The following is a 26,868-nucleotide window of genomic DNA, read 5'->3' as shown; positions in this document are numbered from 1 at the left end:
AGCGATTCGAATGACCACCACACACACCGTCACCGCGCCGGACCGCCGCCGTGTCTCCAAGACAGCCGGCAGCCACGACGAGTCCCCGCGCCGCAGCCGGTTCAAGCAGGGCGCGGGGCGCCAGCACCACGCGGGCCCCTTCGCCTACGTCGCCCTCGCCGTCGTCGGCCTCGGTTCGCTGTTCCCGCTGTACTGGACGCTCGTCGCCGCGTCCCGTACCCAGGACGAGGTGCTGGACACCACACCGCCGCTCCTGCCCGGCGGTAACCTCTTCAACAACCTCCGGGCCGCCTGGGAACAGGCCAGTCTGGGCAAGGCCATCGTCAACACCGTCATCGTGTCCAGCAGCATCACCCTGGCGACGCTGTTCTTCTGCACCCTGGCCGGCTACGCCTTCGCCAAGATGCGCTTCAAGGGGCGCGGGGCGCTGATGACGACGGTCATCGCGACGCTGACGATCCCCCCGCAGCTCAGCGTCGTACCGCTGTTCATCCTGATGTCCGACATCGGCTGGGGCGGTCAGCTGGAGTCGGTGATCTTCCCGACCCTGGTGAGTGCGTTCGGCGTGTTCTTCATGCGCCAGTATCTCCTGGAGGCGCTGCCGTACGAGCTCATCGAGGCGGGCAGGGTGGACGGGGCGAACAACCTCCGCATCGTGTGGAGCATCGTGCTCCCGGTGGCCCGCCCGGCCATGATGGTGCTCGGCATGCTCACCTTCGTCCAGTCCTGGAACGACTTCTTCTGGCCTTACCTCGCACTGAACCAGCAGAACCCGACGCTCCAGGTGGCCCTCGGTCAGCTGAGCGCGTCCTACGTGCCGGACCAGAGCATCGTCATGGCGGGCGCGCTGATCAGCACCCTGCCGCTGCTCGTCGTCTTCGTGATCTTCGGCAAGCAGATCGTCGGGGGAATCATGTCCGGCGCAGTCAAGGGCTGACCCCGCCCACCGAATCCTCCCGGTCCGACCCCGGCACCCGCTCCGCCCCGGCCCGACCCGGTCCGGCTGTCCCCGGTCCGGCCCCAGTCCGTCCCGTACGGCCCGTACCTGACCACGGGCCGTACGGGGCCGGGGCCCGTGCACCTACCGCCCAGTCCCTCCACCCATGGGAGCGCTCCCGCATGACTGCCGTACGACCCGACACCACCCCCAAGCAGGCTCCCGACACGCAGTTCCCCACGGGTTTCATCTGGGGTGCGGCGACCGCGTCCTACCAGGTCGAGGGTGCTGCCGCCGAGGACGGCCGCACGCCGTCCATCTGGGACACCTTCAGCCGCACCCCCGGCAAGGTCCGCAACGGCGACACCGGTGACATCGCCGCAGACCACTACCACCGCTACCGCGACGACGTCGCGCTCATGAAGCAGCTGGGGCTCAAGGCATACCGCTTCTCCGTCTCGTGGTCCCGGGTCCAGCCCACCGGCCGCGGCCCGGCCGTGGAGCGCGGCCTGGACTTCTACCGCAAGCTCGTCGACGAGCTGCTCGACGCCGGCATCATGCCCGTCGCCACGCTCTACCACTGGGACCTGCCCCAGGAGCTCGAGGACGCGGGCGGCTGGCCCGAGCGCGTGACCGCCGACCGGTTCGCCGACTACGCCGCCATCGTGTCCGGCGCCCTCGGTGACCGTGTCGGCATGTGGACCACCCTCAACGAGCCGTGGTGCTCGGCCTATCTCGGCTACGGCTCCGGGGTGCACGCTCCGGGCCGCACCGAGCCCGCGGCGGCGCTGCAGGCGGCCCATCACCTCAACCTCGCCCATGGCCGGGCGATCGAGGTCCTGCGCGACCGACTCCCCGCCGCCGCGCAGACCTCGGTCACCCTCAACCTCCACCAGGTCCGCCCGCTCACCGACAGCCCGGCCGACGTGGACGCGGCCCGCCGCATCGACGCCGTCGGCAACCGCGTGTTCACGGGCCCGATGCTGCACGGGGCCTACCCCGAGGACCTGATCGCGGACACCTCGCACCTGGTGGACTGGTCGAAGCTGGTCAAGGACGGCGACCTCGCCACCATCTCCCGTCCGGTCGACGCCCTCGGTATCAACTACTACACGCCGACGCTGGTCTCGGACCCGGTGGAGGGGGCCAGCTATGCGCGCAGCGACGCGCACGGCGCCAGCGCCCACTCCCCGTGGCCCGGTTCCGAGCGCATCGCCTTCCACCTCGCCGAGGGGAAGGAGCGCACCGCGATGGACTGGTCGATCGACCCCGACGGGCTCTACAACCTCCTGATGGACACCCACCGGGAGCACCCCGGGCTGCCCCTTATGGTCACCGAGAACGGCGCCGCCTTCGACGACTACGTCTCGCCCGAGGGCAAGGTCGAGGACCCGGAGCGCGTCGCCTACCTGCACGGCCACCTCGACGCCGTGCGGCGCGCGATCGCCGACGGAGCGGACGTCCGCGGCTACTTCCTGTGGTCCCTCATGGACAACTTCGAGTGGGCGTACGGCTATTCGAAGCGCTTCGGGGCCGTCTACGTGGACTACGCGTCCCAGCGGCGCATTCCCAAGGCCAGTGCCCACTGGTACTCCGATGTGATCCGCCGTCACGGACTGCCGGACGACGGCGGCACGGTCTGACCCTTCGGCCAGCACCTGAAGCGGGACCCGGCACGGCGCCGGGTCCCGCTTTCCCGTGCTCCGTCCTACGCGCCGAACGCACCGGCCCCGTACGCTTGGGAGCGCTCCCAAGAGTTGTGACGCCCCGGAGGGACCGCTCGGTCCGGACGAGTGTCAAGGGATCGGACAGCGGGACTTGGATTGGCCAACGCGCTGTGAGAAATTGACCGCGAACGGGAGGCAGCCATGGCGGCAGCGCGAGTACGGAGTGGCGGGCGGCCCACGCTCGAAGAGGTGGCGGCCCGGGCCGGCGTGGGGCGGGGCACGGCCTCCCGCGTCATCAACGGTTCGCCGCGGGTCAGCGCGCAGACCAGGGGGGCAGTCGAGGCCGCCGTCGCCGAGCTGGGATACGTGCCCAACCGCGCGGCCCGTGCGCTGGCGGGCAACCGGACGGACGCCATTGCCCTCGTGGTGCCCGAGTCCGAGACCCGGTTCTTCGCCGAGCCGTACTTCTCCGACATCGTGCGGGGCGTCGGTGCCGCCCTCGCCCACACGGAGATGCAGCTGCTGCTGACCCTCGCGGGCAACGACCGCGAGCGCCGCAGGCTGGCGCAGTACCTCACCGCGCACCGCGTCGACGGTGTGCTCCTGGTCTCCGTACACGCCGACGACCCGCTGCCCGACCTGCTGGAACAGCTTGGCATGCCCTCGGTGATCAGTGGCCGCAGGCACGCCGCGGAGACGCTGCCCTCGGTGGACTCCGACAACTTCGAGGGCGCCCGCGCCGCCGTCGACCACTTCATCTCGCGGGGCCGCCGCTCCATCGGCACGATCACCGGACGGCTCGACGTGTACGGCGCCCAGCGCCGCCTCGACGGCTACCGCAAGGCCGTCGCCGCGGCGGGCCTCGACCCCGACGAGCGGCTGATCGCCCCCGCAGACTTCAGCGAGGAGGGCGGCGCCCGCGCCATGCGCGAGCTGCTCGAACGCCGCCCGGACGTCGACGCGGTCTTCGCCGCCTCCGACGTGATGGCGGCAGGCGCCCGCCAGGTCCTGCGCGAGTCCGGCCGCCGCATCCCGGACGACGTGGCGCTGATCGGCTTCGACGACTCGGCTGTGGCCCGCCACATGGACCCCCCGCTGACGAGCGTCCGCCAGCCGATCGAGGAGATGGGCCGCACGATGACTCGCGTCCTGCTCCAGGAGATCGCCAACCGCACGGGGGGCGACGACACCCGCGAGCGCCCGCGGATCGTGCTCCCCACGGAGCTGGTGGTGCGGGAGTCGTCCTGAGGGGTGGCGGGCGGCAGATGCTGCACCGAGCAAAAACTTTCACAACTCCTCCATAAGTGGAGTAAGTGACCGCTAGAGTTCCCCGAGTACGAAGCGTGTTTGGCGTGCGCCTCGTGCGTCACGCGATGAGCTGCCGGGGCCGTGGGGCGGCCCGGCGGCGTTTTTTCATGGGGGGCCGCATGCAGAAGATGACCAAGGGTGCGAACGTCGGGCTGGCCGCGCTCAGCGAGAGTGTCAGCTCAGTGGTTATGAGCCTGGGCTGGAGCAGCCCGACCGGGGAGGGTGACGCCGACGTCTCGGTGCTCCTGCTCGACGAGAACGGCAAGGTCGGCAGCGACACCGACTTCTGTTTCTACAACAACCCGGTCGCGGGCAACGGCAGTGTGCAGCTGCTCGGGAAGACCCCGACCGCAGACGGCAACGAGGACCGCATCAGCTTCGATCTGGACGCGGTGCCGGCCGGGGTCGAACAGATCGTCGTGGCGGCGAGCCGCTACGGAGGGGCCCGGTTCGGGGACCTGAACGATCTCCACCTGACGCTCGCCGACAGTTCCGGCGACAGCCTGGTCCAGTTCTCCGTCGAGGATGCCGGAGCGGTGAGCGCCTTCATCTTCGGCGAGCTCTACCGGCGCGGTGGTGAATGGAAGTTCCGGGCCGTCGGTCAGGGGTACGAATCCGGCCTGGCCGGCCTGGCGACGGACTTCGGTGTGGATATCGACGACGATGCCGGGGGCGAGGAACAGGCGGAGGCCACCGGGACCGGTACCGAAGCAGAAGCGGACCGAGGGACCGAGTCCGAGGGCATTCCGGCGCAGAGATCGGCGGCGCCCGCCCTCGCGCCGGCCGCCGAAGCAGTCGTGGAGGAACCCGCGGCGGTGAAGCCCCGCACCCGGCCCCGCACGGCCAGGAAGAAGGTCACGCTTCCCCGGAGTGCGAAGAAGTCCCTTGCCGAGAACGAGTCCTGGCGGACCGCCCGGCTGTTTCCGCTCTCCGCGCTCAAGAACGACCGTGAGCGCGAGACGCGAGCCACCTCGGTCCTCCTGTCCGTCATGGCCCAGGTACCGGAGTTCGGCCGGCGTCTTACCGCCGGCTTCGGCGCGCCCGCCGGACGCATGGAGACGTTCACCGAAGTGTCCCTGCCGCACGGGGACTCACCCCGCCGCCCGGACGGAGTCATCCGCGTCGAGCGCGCGGGCAAGCTGTGGACCGCCCTTGTCGAGACGAAGACGAACGGCAACGCGCTCAAGCCGGACCAGGTGCAGGCCTACATGGACATCGCCGCCCGGCGCGGCTACGAGGCCGTCATCACCCTGTCCAACGACGTCGCCCTCGAAGGCAGCCCGCTCGTCGAGGTCAGGATCGACGGCCGCCGCAAGCACAAGGTCGCACTCTGGCACCTGTCCTGGGCCGAAGTGGCGCACCAGGCCCAGATGCTGATCCGCCACGAGGGCGTGGGCACGGCCGCCCACGCGTGGCTGCTGCAGGAACTGCTCCACTACCTCCAGCACGAGCACTCGGGCTGTCACGGATTCCAGAACATGGGGTCGTCGTGGGTGCCCGTCCGCAAAGGGATCGACGACGAGACCCTGTGCCAGGGCGATCCCCGCGCCACGGAGGTCATCGAGAACTGGGAGAGGCTGGTCCGGCAGGTCTGCCTGCGGCTCGGCGGTGAGCTGGGCCAGAAGGTGCTTCCCGTCCAGCGCGCCAAGCGGGGATCCGACCCCCGGGCACGCCGGGCCGATCTGGCCGATCAGCTCTGCGCCCACGGAAGGCTGCACGCCGAGCTTCGTATCGAAGGGTCCCCCGGGATCCTCGCGATGGCGGCGGACCTTCGCACCGGCAAGCTCCGTACCTCGATCGACGTCCCCGCAATCGAGCAGGGTTACCCGCTCAGCAGGGTGAAGCGGCTAATCCGCCAGCTCGACGCGGCCCCGGCGGACCTGCACATCGAGACGCTGGTCGAGGGGGACGGCGTGGGACCCCGGGGGACGCTGGAACGGCTGCGTCCCGAACCCGGTGATCTTCTCCCCAGGGACGGAGCCGAGATGGTGGGGTTCCGCCTCTCCCTGTTCAGGGGTATGGGCAACGGCCGCGGCAGTGCGGAAACGGGGTTCATCCGCAGTGTCGACGACGCCGTGGACCGGTTCCACGCCGGCGTGGTCGCGCCGCTGGAAGCCCGCGGACCCGCGCGTCGCACCGGCGGCGGTGAGCGGTGAGCGTCTGACCGTCGTCACCGGGGGTGTCCGGGCGAGGGTGGCCCTGCCTCGTCGGGGGGTGCGCGGCGGGGCCGTCACGTCGGATGCCCGGCAGGGCGCCCCCCAGCGCCACGAGGCTGTCCGTGCTGCGGCTCACGCGGCGTCCGGGGGAGAATCGGACCGCGATGTCGAGAACCTGCGACCGGCTCCGTCCCCGTGGTGAGAGCGACCACAAGAGGTCGCACCAGCGAGGAGAGACACGATGGCCAAGTACCTGCTGCTGAAGCACTACCGTGGCGCCCCGGCTCCGGCCAACGACGTACCGATGGACCGGTGGACGCCGGAGGAGATCTCGGCGCACATGCAGTACATGAACGACTTCGCAGCCCGGCTCGAGAAGACCGGCGAGTTCGTCGACGGTCAGGCGCTCGCCCCCGAAGGGGCTTGGGTCCGCTACGACGGTGAAGGACGCCCGCCGGTCACCGACGGCCCGTTCGCCGAGACCAAGGACCTCATCGCGGGCTGGATGGTGATCGACGTCGACGGCTACGACCGCGCCGTCGAGCTGGCCTGTGCGGCATCTTCTTGATGTGGCGGCGCAACCACGACTCATCAACTTTGTGGATGGCGGCGGCCTCCGCGTATCCGTGGAGTGAGATCGGTGGGTGCACTTCTTGAGTCCTGCCTCGACGACGTCAGTCGTCCTGCCACGGGAAGTGTCACTGGTTGCGCCGCGGTGACGTGGTGATCGAGACGGCCACTTCGTCCCTGCGGTGGTGTGCATGGTGGGAGGAGTAGTGTTCGAACCGCACGTTCCGTGAGCGGTTGGATACGGCTTCTCAGGACAAGTCGCCTGTAGGCATGGAGACATGGAGTGATGGGGCGTGGTCCCAGACAGGGAAGGCCAGCCCGCGGAGACGTACGGCAGACGGCCGGAAAGAAGGGGACCGATGGCCATACCTAAGCTGCTGTGGGAGGAGCCGGACGGGAACCTTGTGTTGGCTGCGGAGGCCGGTGATGTCGGGGCGATGAAGGCCGTCGGCAAACACCTTTACGAGTCCCGTAGCCCCCGGGACGCCGAGCGGTGGCTGCTCGGTGCTTCTGAAGCCGGGGATCCCGAGGCGATGTACCTCCTCAGCAGGATCTACTGGAACCAAGCCGTCAACAGGCACCCGAACGGTGAGGCCGATAAGGCCAGGTCGGCAGACTGGTGCAGACGCGCCGCGCAGGCGGGCTGGCCCGCCGCGGCGAGTGCGATGGGCACGATGAGTGGTATCAGCGCCGAGGAGCGAGAGTATTGGCTTCGGCGCACGGCGGAGGGCGGAGACCTGTGGGCGATGACCTCCCTGGCAGAGCTGGCCGAAAGGCAGGAGCGGCCCGACCACGCTGAGCACTGGTACCGGGTCGCCATCGACCACGGCATGTCCCACGTGCGTACCCAGTTGTCCCGCCTGCTGATGAGGCAGGGGCGGTTGGGTGAGGCGGAGCAGTGCGTGAGGCCACAGGCCGAGGCGGGCTCCGTGGCAGGCGCCGGGCAACTGGCCGACGTACTGCGGGAGCTCGGCCGGACGCAGGAAGCTGCAGCCTGGCGGGAAAGGTACGAGGTTCGGCGCGCCCGGGAATTTGAGGAGAGCAGCCGCCAGTTGCATGGTGCCGCACCGGAGCTCGCCACGGTCGCCGTCACCGCGCTGGTCACCACCGCGGTGGTGCCCTTCATCCAGGCACTCGTCTCCACGGCTGCCGAGGATGCATACGGGCACGCCAGGGGCCTTGTCCGCCAGATGTTGCGCCGGCGTGGGGAGCCGGCGCCGGCGAGCGAGCCCGTCGAGGAGCGCGCCGGTGAGGAGGAACCCGGCCTCCTCATCGCCGACGACCCGGAGGCAGGGATAACCCTCTTTCTGTGGTCGAACGCGTCGGACGAGGCACTGCGGGCCCTGTCGTCCCTCGACATGAGCGAGCTGACCACCCGCAGACCCGATCAGGGCCGGGTACGCCTTGTGTGGCATACCGGGGCCAGTAGGTGGCACATACGCGGGGAATAGGCCGCTGTGACGGTCCCGGACTCCTGTATTCCTGGCCGCAGCCGCGATGTTCCTTGAGGTGGCGGCGATCCAGGTGCTCCTGTTCACCGCGAGCCCGCGCGTCCAGTTCACCGCTGATCATGAGAAGGAGAACGGAGCGGTCACCGTCACGTCCAGCCACGGTGTCTTCGTGGAGTTCAGCCGTCAGGGCGGACTGGCCGAGGACGGAACGGCGTAGTGCCCCGGACACTCCACGTGCACGATCCCAGCTCCCACGTCGTACTTGAGCAGGCGCCGGCCGTCGAGACGGTCGACGTCGAGGAGCCGGTGGCCGGGTCCGGTCCGCTGCTGGGCGTCGAACGAGCTTGAACGCGTCGGCCTGCTCCACGTCCTCGAACCTTTCGGCTTCCCAGGTACCGCCACGCCCTTTCTGGAGCCAGCGGACCTGGAAACTCTCCGTCCGGTCCTTGCGGACTCGCTCCCTGATCGTTGCCATGGGGCGCACGCTAGTGCCCCTACCGGGCAAACATTGCCGGTCGCGGCACTAGGTCGAAAATCCGGCCGCGTCTGGCCGTGATTTGGCCGGCCCAGAGAACGAAGAAGCCCCTGACCTGCGTTTCCGCAGATCAGGGGCTTCCCCTTCAAGGGTGAGTAACGGGACTTGAACCCGCGACATCCTGGACCACAACCAGGTGCTCTGCCAGCTGAGCTATACCCACCATGTCGCCCGGTCCACTTCCTGACCGGCCGAGAAAAAGTGTACAGGGTCCGGGAGGGTGCTCGCGCCCGAGCTCCACGGGCGTGGTGCACGGGCCCCCGAGCGCCCGTGACCAGCGGGTCTCCTACTGCTGTCCGGCGGGCGGGGTGTGGCGTGCCGCGAGCTCCTTGGCACGGGCCGAGTCAGGGCCGGGCTGCGGGACGAACACCGCGTCCCGGTAGTAGCGCAGCTCCGTGATCGAGTCCCGGATGTCCGCCAGCGCCCGGTGGTTCCCGTTCTTGTCCGGACTGTTGAAATACGCCCTCGGGTACCAGCGGCGCGCCAGCTCCTTGACCGAGGACACATCGACGATCCGGTAGTGGAGGTAGCCCTCCAGTGACGGCATGTCCCGCGCGAGGAAACCGCGGTCGGTGCCGACCGAGTTCCCGCACAGCGGGGCCTTGCCGGGCTCCTTCACGTGCTCGCTGATGTACGCCAGCACCCGCTCCTCGGCGTCGGCCAGGGTCGTGCCCCCGGCCAGCTCCTCGAGGAGGCCCGAGGCGGTGTGCATCTGCCGCACCACCTCGGGCATGGTCTCCAGGGCCGCGTCCGGCGGGCGGATCACGATGTCCACCCCGTCGCCGAGCACGTTCAGTTCCGAGTCGGTGACCAGTGCGGCCACCTCGATGAGTGCGTCGTCCGTCAGCGAGAGCCCGGTCATCTCGCAGTCGATCCACACCATGCGATCGTTCATGAGCCCACCCTACGGGGCGCTGCGCTGCCCCGGCAGGGCCGGGCGGTCGGGAACGTACGCCTCGGGGCCCGGTCCGAAGCGCTCCACGCCGCCCCCGGGACCCGTCGAGGCGGTGACCGGGGACGGGCCGGGGGAAGCCGCGGCAGCGGCTCGCCGGCTCGATGCCGTGCCCTGGGCGGGCACGGACGTCTCGATCGCCGTGGTGACGCTCTCCAGCACCCCGCCCTGCGGACGGCGGGCCCGGTAGGCGGCCCGGTACGCGGCGGGGGAGGAGCCCAGCTGGCGGCGGAAGTGCCCGCGCAGCGCGACCGGCGAGCGGAAGCCGCAGCGTCCGGCGACCTCGTCGACCGAGTAGTCGGAGGTCTCCAGGAGCCGCTGCGCCTGCAGCACGCGCTGGGTGATGAGCCACTGGAGCGGTGCGCTGCCCGTGAGCGAACGGAACCTGCGGTCGAAGGTCCGGCGGCTCATGTAGGCACGCGCGGCCAGCGTCTCCACGTCGAACTGCTCGTGGAGGTGCTCCAGCGCCCAGGCCACGACCTCGGCGAGCGGGTCGGAGCCGATCTCTTCGGGTAAAGACCTGTCCAGGTAGCGCTCCTGGCCGCCACTGCGCCGCGGCGGTACGACGAGCCGGCGCGCGAGCGCTCCGGCGGCCTCGGTGCCGTGGTCGGTACGGACTATGTGGAGGCACAGATCGATACCGGCCGCGGTCCCGGCCGAGGTGAGCACGTCGCCGTCGTCGACGAACAGTTCACGCGGATCGACGTGCACCGACGGGTAGCGCTTGGCCAGCGTCGGTGCGTACATCCAGTGTGTGGTGGCCGGTCGGCCGTCCAGCAGGCCGGCCGCGGCGAGGACGAAGGCCCCCGTGCACAGTCCGACGATGCGGGCTCCCTCTTCATGGGCGCGGCGCAGCGCGTCCAGAGCCTCGGCGGGCGGCGGGGAGGTGATGGACCGCCAGGCGGGCACCACGACGGTGCCGGCCCTGCTGATCGCCTCCAGGCCGTACGGGGCGCTGAGCTCGAGCCCGCCGGTGGTGCGCAGCGGCCCTTCCTCGCCCCCGCAGACCAGCAGGCGGTAGCGCGGAACGCCCGCGTCCTGCCGGTCGATCCCGAAGACTGAGAGCGGAATGGAGCTCTCGAAGATAGGGCCGCCGCTGAACAGCAGTACGGCTACGACTTCCCGGCGTCGCCGCCCGGAAAGCTTCCGTGCCGCCTCCGTCGCGGAGGCGGAGTCCTGGCTCATGACGCTAAGCCCCCCTCGGTGTTCGCGTCTTCCTGGTCCCTACGGGCCTGTCGCTCCTGCACGTTTCCCCTCGGTCTTGCACGCGTCCCCAGCCTTCGACTCAAGATCGAATCTACTGCGTCCCGTGGTGCCGCCGTGACACGTTCCCCCACCGGCACTATGTCGACAAGGCAACTTGGCGCGAAGCGTTCGATCACGAAGCGTTTCACCCGCGGAGCCCGCTGGGAAGTGCGCCTCGCGATCATGGCCCGTCCCCATAGGGTCAAAGCGTACCGCGCGGTCTATTCCTGCCTGCTGGCACGTGGGTTGGGCAGCAATGACACCAAGAAAATTGGGTTCAGGTGAAGTTGGCTGAAAACCGACGGTCGCGTGCGCGTAATCCAGTCATGCGACCGGCGCACGCCCCTCGTTCCCGAGAGCCTCCGCGCGCCTCAGGAGCCCCTGCGGGCCATCCAGGCGCAGGTGTGAACGATGCGGAGTTACGCGATGGCTGGGTGTGACGGCCCGTGCGGCGGGGCCGGGTGGCGCATTCGGCCGCCTTGCACGGTTCCCCGCGAAAGCCGGCGGGCGGACCGGCCGAAAGGTGTCAGCCGCTGCCGCGAGCTGCATGTAGAACACAACCGGCATTGCCATACGAGGCCGTGTCCGGCATGCTCCCCCCATTGCCGCACGCGGGCCTCGCGAGGACTGGGCAGTGGAGGAGTGGCGCCGTACCCTTGGGGGTAGGGGCTTGGGAAGATGTTTCCCGGACACAGCTTCGACGCTCGCAGACCCACCTCCGAACCGCTCCCTCCTCACGAGGACTCTCTTCGCCGAGACACCGATGGCCGGTCACGAAATCCCTGAACCCGCAGACCGCAAGCAGGTAACCGACCCGGGGTCGGAGCCTCAGACGGTCGCAGAGTCGCGCCCTTCCTGCGATCCCGCCTTCCGGCATGGTGTCGTGGTCGGTTTCGACGGCTCCATGTCCAGCGAGCGCGCCCTCGCCTACGCCATCGGCATGGCCCACCGGCACAGCTCGGGGCTGATCATCGTCCACGTGGCGAACCGGCTCCCCACCACGGTCTGGGCCGGCTGCGAGCCGCCCGTGTTCGTCGACGTGCCCGACCACCGCACGGAGGTTCTCGGCCTGGAACTGGCCTGCGCCGACTACCTCGCCGAGGTGCCCTGGGTCCTCGTAGAGCGTGGCGGAGACATCTGCCACGAGCTCGAGGAGGTCGGCCGGGAGTATTCGGCCGACGCGATCGTCGTCGGTTCGACCCACGGGATCGTGGGCCGCATCTTCGGGTCCGTGGCGGGCCGTCTCGCGCGTCGGGCGCAGCGCCCGGTCATCGTCATCCCCTGAGTACCGAAAGGCCCCTGACGTGGCGTCAGGAGCCTTTCGCGACGCCTTCCCGGTACGGGCGGGCGGCGTCCGCTACTCGACGGTGACCGACTTCGCCAGGTTGCGCGGCTTGTCGATGTCACGGCCCATGGCAAGGGCCGTGTGGTAGGCGAGGAGCTGCAGCGGGATGCCCATCAGGATCGGGTCCAGCTCGTTCTCGTTCTTCGGGACGACGATGGTGTGGTCGGCCTTCTCCTGCTCGCGGTGGGCGACGGCGAGGATGCGCCCGCTGCGGGCCTTGATCTCCTCCAGCGCGGCGCGGTTCTTCTCCAGCAGGTCGTCGTCCGGGACGATGGCCACGGTGGGGAGCGCCGGCTCGATGAGTGCGAGCGGGCCGTGCTTCAGCTCCGAGGCCGGGTAGGCCTCGGCGTGGATGTAGGAGATCTCCTTGAGCTTCAGGGAGGCCTCCAGCGCGACGGGGTAGCCCCGGACACGGCCGATGAACATCATCGACTGCGCGCCCGCGTACTCCTCGGCCAGCTTCTTGATCTCGTCCTCGGACTCGAGGATCTGGCCGATCTGCTCCGGCAGCTTGCGCAGGCCCTCGATGATCCGCTTGCCGTCGGACACCGACAGGTCGCGGATGCGGCCCAGGTGCAGCGCGAGGAGGGCGAAGGCGACGACGGTGTTGGTGAAGCACTTGGTGGAGACGACGCAGACCTCGGGGCCGGCGTGGACGTACATGCCGCCGTCCGCCTCCCGGGCGATCGCCGAGCCGACGACGTTCACGACGCCCAGGACGCGGGCGCCCTTGCGCTTGAGCTCCTGCACGGCCGCCAGTACGTCGTAGGTCTCACCGGACTGGGAGACCGCGACGTACAGGGTGTCGGGGTCCACCACGGGGTTGCGGTAGCGGAACTCCGACGCGGGCTCGGCGTCGGCGGGGATGCGGGCCAGCTCCTCGATGAGGCCGGCGCCGATCAGGCCCGCGTGGTACGAGGTGCCGCAGCCCAGGATCTTGATCCGTCGGACGCCGCGGGCCTCGCGGGCGTCCAGGTTCAGCCCGCCCAGGTGCACGGTGGAGAAGCGGTCGTCGATGCGGCCGCGCAGCACGCGGTCCACGGCGTCGGCCTGCTCGGAGATCTCCTTGTGCATGTACGTGTCGTGGCCGCCCATGTCGTACGACTCGGCCTCCCACTCCACCGTGGTGGGCGTGGCCGTCGTGGTCGAGCCCTCGGTGGTGTACGTACGGAAGTCGTCGGCCTTGAGGGTGGCCATCTCGCCGTCGTCCAGGGTGACGATCTGGCGGGTGTGGGCGACCAGGGCCGCGACGTCGGAGGCGACGAACATCTCCTTCTCGCCGATGCCGAGCACGACCGGGGAGCCGTTGCGGGCCACGACGATGCGGTCGTTGAAGTCGGCGTGCAGGACGGCGATGCCGTACGTGCCCTCGACGGACTTCAGCGCCTCGCGGACCTTCTCCTCCAGCGTGAGCGCCTGCGAGCGGGAGATCAGGTGGACCAGCACCTCGGTGTCGGTCTCGGAGAGGAAGACGATCCCGTCGGCGACGAGCTTCGCACGGAGCTCGGAGGCGTTGTCGATGATGCCGTTGTGGACGACGGCGACCTTGTTCTCCGCGTCCAGGTGCGGGTGCGCGTTCTCGTCGCTCGGGGCGCCGTGGGTGGCCCAGCGGGTGTGGGCGATGCCGGTGGTGCCGGCGAACCGCTTGGGGACGCGGGACTCCAGCTCGCGGACCCGGCCCTTGGCCTTGACCGTCTTCAGGGTGCCGGCCTTGCCCGCCGCGGCCTTGCCCGTGATGACGATGCCCGCGGAGTCGTAGCCCCGGTACTCCAGCCGCTGCAGGCCTTCCAGCAGCAGCGGAGCCACGTCACGCTTCCCGATGTATCCGACGATCCCGCACATGGACTTCCTGCCCCTCTTCGACGTACAGAGTTCCGTGCCCGAACGCGCGTCCCGTTCAGCCGTAGACGATGCGGCGCAGCTGCCGGAGCGAGAGCTCCTGCGGTGCCACCGCGCGGTGCGGCAGCTCGGCCGCGATCCGCTCGAAGATCTCCGTGTTGACCAGGCCGCCCGACTGCAGTTCGCGGTGGCGGCGCCGGACGAAGGCCTCGGCCGTCTCGTCGAAGTACGCCAGCACGTCGAGGATCACCCTGGACGCCTCGCCACGCTGGAGCGCGGTGGAGCGTACGAGGTGGTCGACGAGGTCGTCATGCGTGGGGCGGCGTTCGAGCACCCGTCGATAGTGCGTGGATCGGGCTCGCTACGCAAGAAATCTGCCCGATATCGGGCAGGAATCTCATCGAGCGTGGTTAATTTGGCAGAAATGTCTTTTACGTACTCATCGGAAGGCCCGGATCCCACCCTCCGTGAAGGGCGGGACCCGGGGACGGTTCAGTACCCCGCGATCGGGTTCCGCAGGGTGCCGTTCAGCTGCAGGGCGCCGGCGGGGTCCGCGAGGTCCACCATCTGCCGGTTGTTCCGCAGCTGGAGCCGGTTCAGACAGGACAGCGCGAACTCCTCAGTGAACATGTCGTACCGCTCGAACTTGTCCGAGAGCCGCGGCACCGACTCCTGGTAGCCCCGTACACACGCCGCGACCGTCCGCCAGAAGGTCTCCTCCTCCAGGACCCCCTCGGTGGCAAGATCGGCGCCCAGGAAGCGCAGGAAGCAGTCGAAGACGTCGGTGAGCACCGAGAGCAGCTTCATGTCCTCGGGGACCTCGGCGCGTATCCGCTCGACCTGGGGCGGCAGCACCGCGTCCGGGTCCATGACCGCGATCTCCTCGGCGATGTCCTTGAACACCGTGCGCCGTACGACCCCGTCCTCGACGACCAGGATCACGTTCTCGCCGTGCGGCATGAACACCAGGTCGTAGGCGTAGAAGCTGTGCAGCACCGGCACCAGGTAGGCGTCCAGGTAGCGCCGCAGCCAGTCGGCGGGGTCCAGCCCCGACCCCGCGATCAGCGCGGCCGCCACCGAGCGGCCCGCACCGTCCTTGTGCAGCAGCGAAGCCATCGTCGCGAGCCGCTCACCCCCGGTCAGGGAGGGGACGGGGCTCTCCCGCCAGAGCGCGGCCAGCATCTTGAGGTACGGGGACCCCTTGGCGGTGGCCGCTTCGTAGGTCCGGTGCCGGTAGCCGACGGCGGCCCGCTCGCGGATGATCGAGAACCCGGCTCCGCGCAGCAGCCCGTCCCGCTCGATCAGCCCGGCCAGCCAGTCGTTGATCGCGGGCGTGGCCTCCATGTAAGCGGCCGACAGCCCCCGCATGAAGCCCATGTTCAGCACCGAAAGCGCCGTTTTGACGTAGTGCTTGGACGGGTGGCCGGCGTTGAAGAAGGTCCGGATCGACTGCTGGGCGAGGTAGGAGTCCCCGCCCTCGCCCAGGCAGACCAGGCGCTGCTGCGCGACCTCGCCGGCGAAGGTGACGGACAGCTTGTTCCACCACTGCCACGGGTGGACCGGGATCAGCAGGTAGTCGTCGAGGTCGAGGCCGAGCCCCTTCATCCGCGCCGCGAACCCGGCGAGGACCTCCTCGCCCAGTTCGTCCGCGATCAGACCGGAGTAGTCGAGCCCTGAGCCCGCGGTGAACGTGGCGTGATCACGTCGGGCGGCCAGCCAGACCAGGGTGATTCCGGCCGCGGCCTCCGGGGCATACGCACGATATTCGTCCACCCCGAAACCGAGCCGCCCGTTGTTGGCGACAAAACAGGGGTGCCCTTCGGTCATGCCCGTCTCGATGTCCTGGAAACCGGCCACGGCGAGCTGTGCCGACGCGGTCGGTTCCTTGGTCAGCTTGTACGCGGTTCCGGCCAGCGTGGAGGAGATCTCCTCCACGTACACCGGCAGGATCTCCGCCGACAGGCCCAGCGTGGACCGCAGCTCGACGAAGAACTCCAGTGCGTCCAGGGGCAGGTCCGTGCCGTGCCGCCGCCGGGTGACCGACGCGCCGTCGACCTGCCAGTGGTCCAGTGCGAAGCGCCGGGCGGAGAAGCGGTACTCGACCGCCCCGTCGTCGCTCCGCACCAGGTAGCGGTCGCCGCCCAGCGGCTCGGGCGTCAGCAGCCGCTCGTGGGAGAACTCGGCCAGGGCCTTGCGGATCAGCAGCCGACAGGCGACGGCCCAGTGCTCCGGGGTGAGATGGGCGACGCTGTCGGGGGCGGGGTGCTGGTTCATCGGCGGGCTCCGGTGGTCGCGGCCTCGAACTGTTCACGGGTGCAGGCGCTGAGCAGCGCGTCCTTCTCCGGCTTGGCGATCTCGCGGATCACCTCGAAGCCGACGGCCTTGTTCAGCGCGTGTACGGCGGTGTTGGTGACGTCCGGTTCGACGACCACCCTGCGCACGCCGGGGTCGGCGAAGAGCGTCTCCATGACGGTGCTGATCACGGCGAGGGTGTAGCCGTGCACCGGGGTCTCGGGCGGAGCCACCAGGAAGTGCATCCCGACATCGCCGGGCTCCGCCTCGTACAGCCCGGCGAGTTCGACCTCGGTGGGGTCGTAGCGCTCCATGAGGAAGGCCGGCTCCCCGTCGTGCAGCCCGATGAACGCGTCGTGGTGCGGGTGGGCGGCTATCGCCGCGTACTCCCGCTCGACGTCCTCCAGCCGCGCGTCGCCCATCATCCAGAACGCCGACCGGGGATGCGTCACCCAGCCGTGCACCACCTCGGCGTCCGAGCGGTGGCCGGGGCCGCCGGGGGAGATGTTCATCGGGCGGACGGTGAACGTCCCGGGCTGCTTCGTGGTGGTCATACGGTGAACTCCTGGAAGGCGACGGACTTCTCGACCGGGTAGTACTCGCGGCCGAGCAGCTCGCCGATGATGTACGCGTTGGGTAGGCGCCCATGCCCAGGTCCGGCGAGGTGACCGAGTGGGTGTGCACGCCGGCGTTCTGCAGGAAGATCCCGCGGCCGGTGGTGTCGATGCTGTAGTTGCGGGCCACGTCGAACCGGCCGCGGCCGTCGTAGCGGATGCGGTCGGCGACGGGATCCAGGAAGGCCGGCACGGCGTACCGGTAGCCGGTGGCGAGGATCAGGCCCTCGGTGGCGAGCTCGTAGTCCGCGCCCCGCTCCTCCTGGCGCAGGCCGAGCGTGTACGTCCCCGTGGACTCCTCGTAGGACGCCCTCTCCAGTGCGGAGTTGGTGAGCAGCCGGGTGGGCGCGGGGCCCGGCAGGCTCTTCTGGTAGAGGAGGTCGAAGATCGCGTCGATCAGCTCGCCGTCGATTCCCTTGAAGAGACCCTTCTGGCCGGACTCCAGGCGGTAGCGGGTGTCCTCGGGCAGGGCGTGGAAGTAGTCGACGTAGTCGGGCGAGGTCATTTCGAGCGTGAGTTTGGTGTACTCCAGCGGGAAGAACCGCGGGGAGCGCGTCACCCAGTTCAGCCGGTAGCCGTGCACGTCGATCTCGGAGAGCAGGTCGTAGTAGATCTCCGCCGCGCTCTGCCCGCTGCCCACCAGGGTGATGGACTTCTTGGCCTGGAGGGCGGCCTTCTCGTGCAGGTAGCGGGAGTTGTGCAGGAAGTCCCCGCCCAGGCCCTCGCACGCCGCCGGGATGTGCGGCGGAGTACCGGTGCCCAGGACGAGGTGACGGGTGCGGAAGGCGCTGTCCGCCGTGCGGACGGTGTAGAGGCCGTCGCCCTCGTCATGGGTAACCGACTGAACGGTTTGGTTGAACCTGATACTGCTCAGCCGGGCGGCGGCCCACCGGCAGTAGTCGTCGTACTCGGTGCGCAGCGGGTAGAAGTTCTCCCGGATGTAGAACGAGTAGAGCCTGCCGCGCTCCTTCAGGTACTGCAGGAAGGAGTACGGAGACGTCGGGTCGGCCATCGTCACCAGGTCCGACATGAACGGCGTCTGGAGGTGGGCGCCTTCGAGGAACATCCCCGAGTGCCACTCGAAGTCCGGCTTGGACTCCAGGAACACCCCGTTCAGTTCACCGACCGGCTCGGTGAGGCAGGCGAGTCCGAGGTTGAAGGGACCGAGCCCGATCCCGACGAAGTCGTACGGAGCGGCGGAGAGGTCAGGCAGCGCGGTCAAGGGACCCTCCCAGGTACTCCTCGGCGTGGCCGGCGATCAGATCGAGGACGGCGGTGATGTCGGCCGCGGTGGTCCCCGGGTTGAGCAGGGTGAACTTCAGGTACTGGCGGTCGCCGACCTTCGTCCCGGCGACCACGGCCTCGCCCGAGGCGAAGAGCGCCTTGCGGGCGTGGAGGTTGGCCCGGTCGACGTCGGCGGCAGCCGTGACGTGCGCGGGGACGTAGCGGAACACCAGGGTGGACAGCTGCGGCTCCACCACGACGTCGTAGCGCGGGTCGGCGGCCAGCAGGCGCCAGCCCTCCCCGGCGAGTTCGCAGACCTCGTCGAAGAGTTCCCCGACACCGTCCGCCCCCATGGTGCGCAGCGTCATCCACAGCTTGAGCGCGTCGAACCTGCGCGTGGTCTGCAGCGACTTGTCCACCTGGTTGGGGATGCGCTCCTCGACGGTCCGTTCCGGGTTGAGGTACTCCGCGTGATAGGTCACGTGACGCAGGGTCGCTCCGTCCCTGACCAGCACGGCCGAGGAACTCACGGGCTGGAAGAAGGACTTGTGGTAGTCGACGGTGACCGAGTCGGCGCGCTCGATGCCGTCGAGCAGTGCGCGCCGGGTTCGCGAGGCGAGCAGCCCGCAGCCGTAGGCGGCGTCGACGTGCATCCAGGCGGAGTACCGCTCGCAGAGTGCGGCGATCCGGGGCATCGGATCGATGGAGCCGAAGTCGGTGGTGCCCGCCGTGGCGACGACCGCCATCGGTACGGCGCCGTCCGCCACACACCGTTCGAGGGCCGCCTCCAGGGCGTCGGTCCGCATGCGCTGCCCGCGTCGACGGGAACGGACACCACGGAGTCCGGTCCCAGGCCGAGGAGCGCGGCCGACTTCTGGATGCTGAAGTGGCTGCACTCGGAGGTGAGGATCCGTGGCCGGGCGAACCGTCCCGGGCGGACCTTGGCCTCTTCCCTGGCCAGCAGGAGCGCCTGCAGGTTGGACTGTGTGCCGCCGCTGGTGAAGACGCCGTCCGCCGCCGGACCGAGGCCGATACGGCCGGCCGTCCAGTCGACCAGCCGACGCTCGATCAGCGTGCCGCCCGCGCTCTGGTCCCAGGTGTCCAGCGAGGAGTTGACGGCGGAGAGGACGGCCTCGCCGACGACCGCGGGTATGACCACGGGGCAGTTGAGGTGGGCGAGGTAGCGGGGGTGGTGGAACCAGACGGCGTCGCGGAGGTAGACCTCGCCGAGCTCCTCCAGGGCCGCTGCCGTGTCACCGAGCGGCCGGTCGAGGTCGACGGCCTCGACGGTGGGCGTGAGCGCGTCGACGCTCACTCCGGTGAAGGGCCTCCGGACGGAGGCGAGTTCGGCTGCGACCCGGTCCACCCCCGCCGTGACGGAGCGACGGTAGTCCTCCGCGGTCGTGTGGTTGAGCAGGTGGGAACGCATGGTGGGGCCTCCCGGTTTGGGCGTCGCAGCGGCCCGCCGGGCGGAGAAGAGGGCGAGGGCGCGGGCGCGACAAATTAATTAGGTAAGCCTAACCTAATAAGTGCCGCGCCGTCGCCCTCCTGGGGAACCGTCACAAGGACCTCTTGAGGCGCGTGGGGGCGTCACTTGGAGACCCGCGCCGCTTCTCCCGTGTGAGGCGGGGGGCCTGGAAGCGCGACGGCCCGGCCCGAAGTGGATCCGGGCCGGGCCGTCGTGTCGGTACCGGGGGTGTCAGGCGACCTTCTTGGCCTTCTCGATCGCCTCGGCGAGGACGTCGAGGATCGGGGTGCACTTGTCGTACGAGTAGATGGGCTCCGTCGTACGGGGGACGACCTGCCCTGCCTTCACGGCGGGGAGCCGGGCCCAGGTCGGCTTGGAGGTCAGCGCGTCGGGCTGGAGGGCCGAGGAGCGGTTGTCCATCATGATGATGTCCGCGTCGTACTTGTCGACGTTCTCCCAGCTGAGCTCCTCGAAGAAGCCGGCCTTGTTGACCTTCGGCTCGACGAACTTCACGCCGAGCTCCTGGAAGTACAGGGTGTCGGCGGACGTCTTGGCGAGCGAGACGTAGAACAGGTCCTGGCCGGCCGAGCCGACCAGCACCTTGATGTTCGGCCGGGACTTTGCGGCGGCGCGCAGCCGGGCGGCCGCCTTCTCGAAGGCCGCCTTGGCGTCGGTGACCTTCTTGGCCTTCACGTCCGCGCCGAGGGACGCCGCGAGGTCCTCGTGGCGCTGGATCGCCTTGGGGACCGTCGTCTGCGCGGCCCACAGTGCGACGCTGGGGGCCAGCTCGAGGATCTTGTCCTTGGACTCGTCCGGCACGTACCAGAGGGCGTCCTTCTCCCACATGGCGGTGACGAGGAGCTCGGGCGCGAGGCCCGCGTACTTCTCGACGTTGAACTCGCCCCAGACGTTGCCCAGCACCTCGACCTTGCTGATGTCGAGGTCGCCCGCCTGCACGTCGGCCTTGCCGTCTGAGGTCTTCGTCGGGCCGAAGACGCCCTTCACCTCGATGCCGTAGTCGTGGAGCGCGGCGGCGACTCCGACGAACGCGACTATGTTCTTCGGCGTCGACTTCGCCTCGGCGCTCCGGCCGCGGTCGTCCTTGAAGGACCAGGGGCCGGATTTCTCCGCGCCGGGACCCGGGCCGGAGCCCTTCGTGTCACTGTCCCCGCAGGCGGTGAGGGCGACGCCGAGGCCTACGGCACCACCGGCGGCCAGCAGGCCGCGGCGGGAGAGTGGACTGGTCCGGAGGTTGGGCATGAGTGGGTCCGCTTTCGTACGCGCCGAGGGCGCCCGCTGACGATTAAAAGGAAGGTTAGCCTAACCTCACACGCCGGACGTGGCCGGGGCACGCGGAAGCCGCCCTCCCGTCGTGCGGAAGGGCGGCTCGCAGTCGCCGGTGTGCCCGTGAGGCCCGTCGGTCAGGCGCCCATGCCCAACTCCCGGGCGATCAGCATCCGCTGGACCTCGCTCGTGCCCTCCCCGATCTCCAGGATCTTGGAGTCGCGCCACATCCGGGCCACCGGGTACTCGTTCATGAAGCCGTAGCCGCCGTGGATCTGCGTCGCCTCGCGGGCGTTGTCCACCGCGACGGTCGAGGAGTACAGCTTCGCGATCGCCGCCTCCTTCTTGAACGGCTCGCCCGCCAGCAGCCGCGAGGCCGCGTCCCGCCAGCCGATCCGGGCCATGTGCGCCCGCATCTCCATGTCGGCGATCTTGAACTGGATGGCCTGATTGGCGCCGATCGGCTTCCCGAAGGCGTGCCGCTCCTTCGCGTACTTCACCGACTCGTCCACACAGCCCTGGGCGAGGCCCGTCGACAGCGCCGAGATGGCGATACGGCCCTCGTCCAGGATCCGCAGGAACTGGGCGTACCCGCGGCCCTCCTCGCCCAGCAGGTTCGCCGACGGCACGCGCACGTCGGAGAACGACAGTTCACGCGTGTCCGAGGCGTTCCACCCGACCTTGGAGTACGGGGCGGCGACCGTGAAACCGGGGGTGCCGGACGGCACGATGATCGAGGAGATGAGCGGGGCGCCGTTCTCCTTGCGGCCGGTGACCGCCGTCACCGTCACCAGTTCGGTGATGTCCGTACCGGAGTTGGTGATGAAGCACTTGGAACCGTTGATGACCCATTCGCCGGCGGCCTCGTCCAGCACGGCGGTCGTGCGCGTGCCGCCCGCGTCCGAACCGCAGTCCGGCTCCGTCAGCCCGAACGCGCCGAGCGCCTCGCCCGAGCAGAGCCTCGGCAGCCACCGCTGCTTCTGCTCCTCGGTGCCGAAGCGGTAGACGGGCATGGCGCCCAGCGACACCCCCGCTTCCAGCGTGATGGCCACGGAGGAGTCGACGCGGGCCAGCTCCTCCAGGGCGATCCCGAGGGCGAGGTAGTCGCCGCCCATGCCGCCGTACTCCTCGGGGAACGGCAGGCCGAAGAGGCCCATGCGGCCCATCTCGCGCACGATCTCGTAAGGGAACTCGTGGCGCTCGTAGAAGTCGCCGATCTTCGGGGCGATCACATCGTGTGCGAACTCCTCGACGGTACGGCGGAGTTCCTCGTGCTCGGCGGTCAGCCGGTGGTCAAGGGACATGGGGTGCTTCACTCCTTGTGGGACAGCGCGCGGACAGTACGGGACGGGCTCGGGCGGCCCAGTTGTTCGGCCATCCACACGCTTGTGGCGGTGAGTGCGCCGAGATCGACTCCGGTGTCCACACCGAGGCCGTCGAGCATCCACACGAGGTCCTCGGTGGCGAGGTTTCCGGTCGCGCTCTTCGCGTAGGGGCAGCCGCCCAGGCCGCCCGCCGAAGCGTCGACGGTGGTCACCCCGTGCTGGAGCGCGGCCAGGGTGTTGGACAGGGCCTGGCCGTAGGTGTCGTGGAAGTGCACCCCGATGGTGGCGGTCGGAACCCCCGCCTCGTTCAACGCCGAGAGCAGGGCCACCACATGACCCGGGGTGGCGACGCCGATCGTGTCGCCGAGGGAGAGCTCGTCGCAGCCGAGGTCCATGAGGGCCTTCGCGACCCGGACGACCTGTCCGACGGGTACGGCGCCCTCCCACGGGTCGCCGAAGCACATCGACAGGTAGCCGCGCACATGCCCGCCCGCCTCCCGCGCCCGGGCGACGACGGGCGCGAACATGGCGAGCGACTCGTCCACCGTGCGGTTCAGGTTGCGTGCGGCGAACGTCTCCGTCGCCGAACCGAACACGGCGACCCGGCGGGCGCCGAGAGCGAGCGCACGGTCCAGACCACGCTCGTTCGGGACGAGGACGGGCAGCGCCGCGCCGACATCGCCGAGCAGCGGGAACAGCTGCTCCGCGTCGGCGAGCTGGGGGACCCACTTCGGGTGGACGAAGCTGGTGGCCTCGATCGTGGACAGCCCGGCCGCCGCGAGCCTGTGGACGAACTCCGCCTTCACCTCGGTCGGTACGACGGACTTCTCGTTCTGCAGGCCGTCCCGCGCGCCCACCTCGTGGATGCGGACCCGGGCCGGCAGCCCGGGGGCCGGCACCGTCATGGGAAGTCCGATGCCGGTCACGACTCCTCCTTCGGGGCCACCACGGCCAGGATCTGGTCCATGGCGACGGTCGCTCCCGCGACGACGTCCAGCTCGGTGACGGTCCCGGCGTGCGGCGCGGAGATGACGTGTTCCATCTTCATCGCCTCCACGACCAGCAGGCTCTGTCCGGCGGCGACCTCGTCGCCGACGGACACCTTCACCACCGTGACCGTCCCGGGCATGGGCGCGGCCAGCGTGTCCGCGCCGGAGCGGGCGGCGCCGCTCAGGGATGCCTCGACCGGGTCGTGGTCCTGGACGTGCCAGGTGTCCCCGTCCCGGCCGAGCCAGATCCCGTCGGGTGACGAGGCCCGGCTGAACACGTGCGTCAGCCCGTCGACCTCGACGACGGCGCGATGGCCGGACCGCTCGACGAGCCGGGCCCGCGCCGAGGGGACCGGCGGGGGGACCGGGCCGCACGTGTCCACCCTGCCCTCGCGGTCACCCGTGTGGCCGAACGTGAGGCCGGCGGTGCCTCCCACCCCCCTACGCAGGCCCACCCGTACCGGCTCGTGGCCCGGGACCCGGAAGTGGTGGAAGGTTTCGGCGGGGGTGCCGCCCAGCCGCCAGCCGCTCGGCACCGAGAAGGGGTCCACCCAGCCGGCGGCCGAAGGCGCCGGAGCCTGCCGCAGCAGGGCCGCCGCCGCGTACACCTCCTCCGGCACGCCGTCCGGCACGAGGCCGTCCGCCTCACGCTCCACGAGCCCCGTGTCCAGCTCTCCCGCGACGACCGCAGGGTGGGCAAGGAGCCTTCGCAGGAAGCCGGCGTTCGTCGGGACGCCGAGCACCACGGTGTCCGCCAGTGCGGCGCGCAGCCTGCGCAGGGCGGTGGCCCGGTCGGGGCCGTACGCGATGACCTTGGAGAGCATCGGGTCGTAGGTACTGCCGACCGGGACGCCCTCGCTGAGTCCCGAGTCGGTGCGCGTCCCGTCGCCCTGCGGCTCGTGCAGCGCCAGCACGGTGCCGCCGGACGGCAGGAAGCCGCGCGCCGGGTCCTCCGCGCAGACCCGGGCCTCGACGGCGTGCCCGGTGAGGGTGATGTCGTCCTGGGCGTATGGAAGGGGCTGGCCCGCGGCCACCCGCAGCTGCCACTCCACCAGGTCGAGGCCGGTGATCAGCTCGGTGACCGGGTGCTCGACCTGGAGACGGGTGTTCATCTCCATGAAGTAGTACGAGGCCGGGTCGTTGCCCGGGACGATGAACTCCACCGTGCCCGCGCCGACGTACCCGCAGGAACGGGCCGCCTGCACGGCCGCCTCGCCCATCGCCGCCCGGGTCTTCTCGTCCAGCAGGACGGAGGGGGCCTCCTCGATGATCTTCTGGTGACGCCGCTGGAGCGAGCACTCGCGCTCGCCGAGGTGGACCACGTTGCCGTGGCCGTCGGCCAGGACCTGGATCTCGATGTGGCGCGGCCGGTCGATCCACCGTTCCACCAGCAGCGTGTCGTCACCGAACGAGGCCCGCGCCTCGCGCCGGGCGGCCGCGATCTCGTCCGCCAGCAGCGGCTCCTCGCGCACCAGCCGCATGCCCTTGCCGCCGCCGCCCGCGGACGGCTTCAGCAGGACGGGCATGCCGATCTCCCGTGCGGCCTGCGCCAGTTGCCCGTCGGTGAGTCCGCTCCCGGACGACCCGGGGACCACCGGAACGCCTGCCGCCGCGACCGTCTCCTTGGCGCGGATCTTGTCGCCCATCAGCGAGATCGCCGAGGCGGGCGGGCCGATGAAGACGAGCCCGGCCTCCGCGCACGCGCGGGCGAAGGCGGCGTTCTCGGCGAGGAAGCCGTAACCCGGATGGACGGCCTCGGCGCCCGTGCGGCGGGCGGCGTCCAGCAGCCGCTCCACCGACAGATAGCTCTCGGCCGCGGGTGCGGGGCCGATCCGCACCGCCGTGTCGGCCTCCCGTACATGACGGGCGTCCGCATCGGCGTCGCTGAAGACGGCGACCGACCGTACGCCGAGGTCGCGCAGGGTCCGGATGACCCGGACCGCGATCTCGCCACGGTTGGCGACCAGAACAGTGCTGAACATGGAAGTCCTCACATCACATCCGGAAGACGCCGAAACTGGGCTCGCCCAGCGGGGCGTTGGCACACGCGGTCAGGGCGAGACCCAGCACCTGCCGCGTCTCCGTCGGGTCGATGACACCGTCGTCCCAGAGGCGGGCCGTGGCGTAGTAGGCATTGCCCTGCTGCTCGTACTGCGCGCGGACCGGATCCTTGAAGGCCTCCTCGTCCTCGGCGGCCCACTCCTCGCCGCGCCCCTCGATCTGGTCCCGCTTGACGGTGGCCAGCACGGAGGCGGCCTGCTCGCCGCCCATCACCGAGATCTTGGCGTTGGGCCACATCCACAGGAAGCGCGGCGAATAGGCCCGGCCGCACATGGAGTAGTTGCCGGCGCCGTAGGACCCGCCGACGACGACGGTCAGCTTCGGGACCCGGGTGCACGCCACGGCCGTGACCATCTTGGCGCCGTGCTTGGCGATGCCGCCGGCCTCGTAGTCCTTGCCGACCATGAAGCCGGAGATGTTCTGCAGGAACACCAGCGGGATGCCGCGCTGGTCGCACAGCTCGATGAAGTGGGCGCCCTTCTGGGCGGACTCCGCGAACAGGATGCCGTTGTTCGCGACGATGCCGACGGGGTGGCCGTGGATCCTGGCGAAACCGGTGATCAGCGTCTGGCCGTACTCCGCCTTGAACTCGGCGAAGCGCGAACCGTCCACGACCCGGGCGATCACCTCGCGGACGTCGTAGGGCGTACGTGAGTCGACCGGCACCGCGCCGTACAGCCCGGCCGGATCGGCCTTGGGCTCCTCGGCGGGCTCCACGGACCAGGGGAGCGGCCCGCGGTCCGGGAGTGTCGCGACGATGTTCCGCACGATGCGCAGCGCGTGCGCGTCGTCCTCGGCGAGGTGGTCGGTGACCCCGGACGTGCGGGAGTGCACCTCGCCGCCGCCCAGCTCCTCCGCCGTCACGACCTCGCCGGTGGCGGCCTTCACGAGCGGCGGGCCGCCCAGGAAGATCGTGCCCTGGTTCCGGACGATGACGGCCTCGTCGCTCATGGCGGGCACATAGGCGCCGCCCGCCGTGCAGGAACCGAGGACCGCCGCGATCTGGGGGATGCCGGCGCCCGACATCCGCGCCTGGTTGTAGAAGATGCGCCCGAAGTGGTCCCGGTCGGGGAACACCTCGTCCTGCATCGGCAGGAACGCCCCGCCGGAGTCCACGAGGTACAGGCACGGCAGCCGGTTGTCGAGGGCCACCTCCTGCGCGCGGAGGTGCTTCTTCACCGTCATCGGGTAGTACGTGCCGCCCTTGACGGTCGCGTCGTTGGCGACGATCACGCACTCGCGGCCGCTGACCCGTCCGATTCCGGCGATCACACCGGCCGCCGGCGCGGCGCCTCCGTAGAGCCCCTCGGCCGCCAGCGGGGCCAGCTCCAGGAAGGGCGAGCCCGGGTCGAGCAGCGCGTCCACGCGCTCCCGGGGGAGCAGCTTGCCGCGCGCCACATGCCGCGCGCGTGCCTTCTCACCCCCGCCGAGCCGTGCCGTGGCGAGCCGCGTGCGCAGCTCCTCGGCGAGTGCGTGATGCGCCGCCTCGTTGGCCTGCCAGGCCTCCGAGGCGGGATCGGCCGCACTCACCAGGACCGGTGCCTGCTGCATCCTGTCGAGCCCCCTTGCCCGTACCGCAGTAGTCGGATGAGAGTTAATGAGCGTT

18 protein-coding genes, 1 tRNA gene and 3 pseudogenes are annotated in these 26,868 nt (G+C 70.0%); 8 read left to right on the top strand and 14 right to left on the bottom strand.

The window, feature by feature from the left end; translation table 11 throughout:
- Positions 1-10 precede the first annotated feature (10 nt).
- From ACFU5K_RS10130 to ACFU5K_RS10100, 7 genes and pseudogenes are all read left to right on the top strand, one after another.
- Positions 11-937, top strand: coding sequence for a carbohydrate ABC transporter permease (locus ACFU5K_RS10130; RefSeq protein WP_384058764.1), 927 nt, complete (start codon positions 11-13; stop codon positions 935-937).
- 182 nt (positions 938-1,119) lie between these two features.
- Positions 1,120-2,580, top strand: coding sequence for a GH1 family beta-glucosidase (locus tag ACFU5K_RS10125; RefSeq protein WP_384058762.1), 1,461 nt, complete (start codon positions 1,120-1,122; stop codon positions 2,578-2,580).
- A 225-nt stretch (positions 2,581-2,805) separates the two neighbouring features.
- The gene (locus tag ACFU5K_RS10120; protein WP_384058761.1) at positions 2,806-3,852 is read left to right on the top strand and encodes a LacI family DNA-binding transcriptional regulator; all 1,047 of its coding nucleotides are present in this window, start codon (positions 2,806-2,808) and stop codon (positions 3,850-3,852) included.
- 179 nt (positions 3,853-4,031) lie between these two features.
- On the top strand, positions 4,032-6,068 hold the full coding sequence (locus tag ACFU5K_RS10115) for a TerD family protein (protein ID WP_384058759.1): 2,037 nt from the start codon (positions 4,032-4,034) through the stop codon (positions 6,066-6,068).
- A 241-nt stretch (positions 6,069-6,309) separates the two neighbouring features.
- Positions 6,310-6,618: pseudogene (locus ACFU5K_RS10110) on the top strand (YciI family protein); the annotation flags it as partial.
- Positions 6,619-6,997: 379 nt separating this feature from the next.
- A complete protein-coding gene (locus ACFU5K_RS10105) occupies positions 6,998-8,089 on the top strand; it encodes a hypothetical protein (protein ID WP_384058757.1) in 1,092 nt (363 codons plus the stop codon).
- A gap of 58 nt (positions 8,090-8,147) precedes the next feature.
- A complete protein-coding gene (locus ACFU5K_RS10100) occupies positions 8,148-8,306 on the top strand; it encodes a hypothetical protein (RefSeq protein ID WP_384058755.1) in 159 nt (52 codons plus the stop codon).
- A 408-nt stretch (positions 8,307-8,714) separates the two neighbouring features.
- Here ACFU5K_RS10100 and ACFU5K_RS10095 read toward each other — a convergent pair.
- From ACFU5K_RS10095 to ACFU5K_RS10085, 3 genes are all read right to left on the bottom strand, one after another.
- Positions 8,715-8,787, bottom strand: a tRNA-His gene (locus tag ACFU5K_RS10095).
- A gap of 123 nt (positions 8,788-8,910) precedes the next feature.
- Entirely contained in the window at positions 8,911-9,519 is a 609-nt protein-coding gene (gene orn / locus ACFU5K_RS10090) for an oligoribonuclease (RefSeq protein WP_384058754.1), read from the bottom strand.
- A 9-nt stretch (positions 9,520-9,528) separates the two neighbouring features.
- Positions 9,529-10,761 carry a helix-turn-helix domain-containing protein gene (locus ACFU5K_RS10085; RefSeq protein WP_384058753.1) on the bottom strand — a complete coding sequence of 411 codons (1,233 nt, stop codon included), beginning with the start codon at positions 10,759-10,761 and terminating at the stop codon, positions 9,529-9,531.
- Positions 10,762-11,584: 823 nt separating this feature from the next.
- Here ACFU5K_RS10085 and ACFU5K_RS10080 point away from each other — a divergent pair.
- A complete protein-coding gene (locus tag ACFU5K_RS10080; protein ID WP_384058751.1) occupies positions 11,585-12,106 on the top strand; it encodes a universal stress protein in 522 nt (173 codons plus the stop codon).
- 72 nt (positions 12,107-12,178) lie between these two features.
- Here the strand turns inward: ACFU5K_RS10080 and glmS are convergent, their stop codons facing one another.
- From glmS to ACFU5K_RS10025, 11 genes and pseudogenes are all read right to left on the bottom strand, one after another.
- Positions 12,179-14,008 carry a glutamine--fructose-6-phosphate transaminase (isomerizing) gene (gene glmS, locus ACFU5K_RS10075; protein WP_384058750.1) on the bottom strand — a complete coding sequence of 610 codons (1,830 nt, stop codon included), beginning with the start codon at positions 14,006-14,008 and terminating at the stop codon, positions 12,179-12,181.
- Between the two features lie 55 nt (positions 14,009-14,063).
- Positions 14,064-14,339: a hypothetical protein gene (locus tag ACFU5K_RS10070; RefSeq protein WP_384058748.1), complete on the bottom strand. Its 276-nt coding sequence runs from the start codon at positions 14,337-14,339 to the stop codon at positions 14,064-14,066.
- 158 nt (positions 14,340-14,497) lie between these two features.
- A complete protein-coding gene (locus tag ACFU5K_RS10065; RefSeq protein ID WP_384058746.1) occupies positions 14,498-16,279 on the bottom strand; it encodes an IucA/IucC family protein in 1,782 nt (593 codons plus the stop codon).
- Complete coding sequence (locus ACFU5K_RS10060) at positions 16,276-16,851, bottom strand: GNAT family N-acetyltransferase (RefSeq protein ID WP_384058744.1); 576 nt, start codon at positions 16,849-16,851, stop codon at positions 16,276-16,278. The genes ACFU5K_RS10065 and ACFU5K_RS10060 overlap by 4 nt, the downstream gene beginning before the upstream one ends.
- A pseudogene (locus ACFU5K_RS10055) lies at positions 16,848-18,133 on the bottom strand (lysine N(6)-hydroxylase/L-ornithine N(5)-oxygenase family protein). Before ACFU5K_RS10055 ends, ACFU5K_RS10060 begins: the two are co-directional and overlap by 4 nt.
- A pseudogene (locus ACFU5K_RS10050) lies at positions 18,117-19,564 on the bottom strand (pyridoxal phosphate-dependent decarboxylase family protein). Before ACFU5K_RS10050 ends, ACFU5K_RS10055 begins: the two co-directional pseudogenes overlap by 17 nt.
- A gap of 270 nt (positions 19,565-19,834) precedes the next feature.
- Entirely contained in the window at positions 19,835-20,863 is a 1,029-nt protein-coding gene (locus ACFU5K_RS10045) for an ABC transporter substrate-binding protein (RefSeq protein ID WP_384058742.1), read from the bottom strand.
- Positions 20,864-21,024: 161 nt separating this feature from the next.
- On the bottom strand, positions 21,025-22,191 hold the full coding sequence (locus tag ACFU5K_RS10040) for an acyl-CoA dehydrogenase family protein (RefSeq protein WP_384058740.1): 1,167 nt from the start codon (positions 22,189-22,191) through the stop codon (positions 21,025-21,027).
- Between the two features lie 8 nt (positions 22,192-22,199).
- On the bottom strand, positions 22,200-23,117 hold the full coding sequence (locus ACFU5K_RS10035; RefSeq protein WP_384058827.1) for a hydroxymethylglutaryl-CoA lyase: 918 nt from the start codon (positions 23,115-23,117) through the stop codon (positions 22,200-22,202).
- A gap of 17 nt (positions 23,118-23,134) precedes the next feature.
- Positions 23,135-25,183: an acetyl-CoA carboxylase biotin carboxylase subunit gene (locus tag ACFU5K_RS10030; RefSeq protein ID WP_384058739.1), complete on the bottom strand. Its 2,049-nt coding sequence runs from the start codon at positions 25,181-25,183 to the stop codon at positions 23,135-23,137.
- 13 nt (positions 25,184-25,196) lie between these two features.
- Complete coding sequence (locus ACFU5K_RS10025) at positions 25,197-26,813, bottom strand: carboxyl transferase domain-containing protein (protein ID WP_384058737.1); 1,617 nt, start codon at positions 26,811-26,813, stop codon at positions 25,197-25,199.
- Positions 26,814-26,868: the final 55 nt, after the last annotated feature.

Source organism: Streptomyces sp. NPDC057428, assembly GCF_042803195.1.
Lineage (GTDB): Bacteria > Actinomycetota > Actinomycetes > Streptomycetales > Streptomycetaceae > Streptomyces.
The sequence above is the reverse complement of the archived record's forward strand: the minus strand, read 5'-3'. Positions and strand labels throughout refer to the sequence as shown.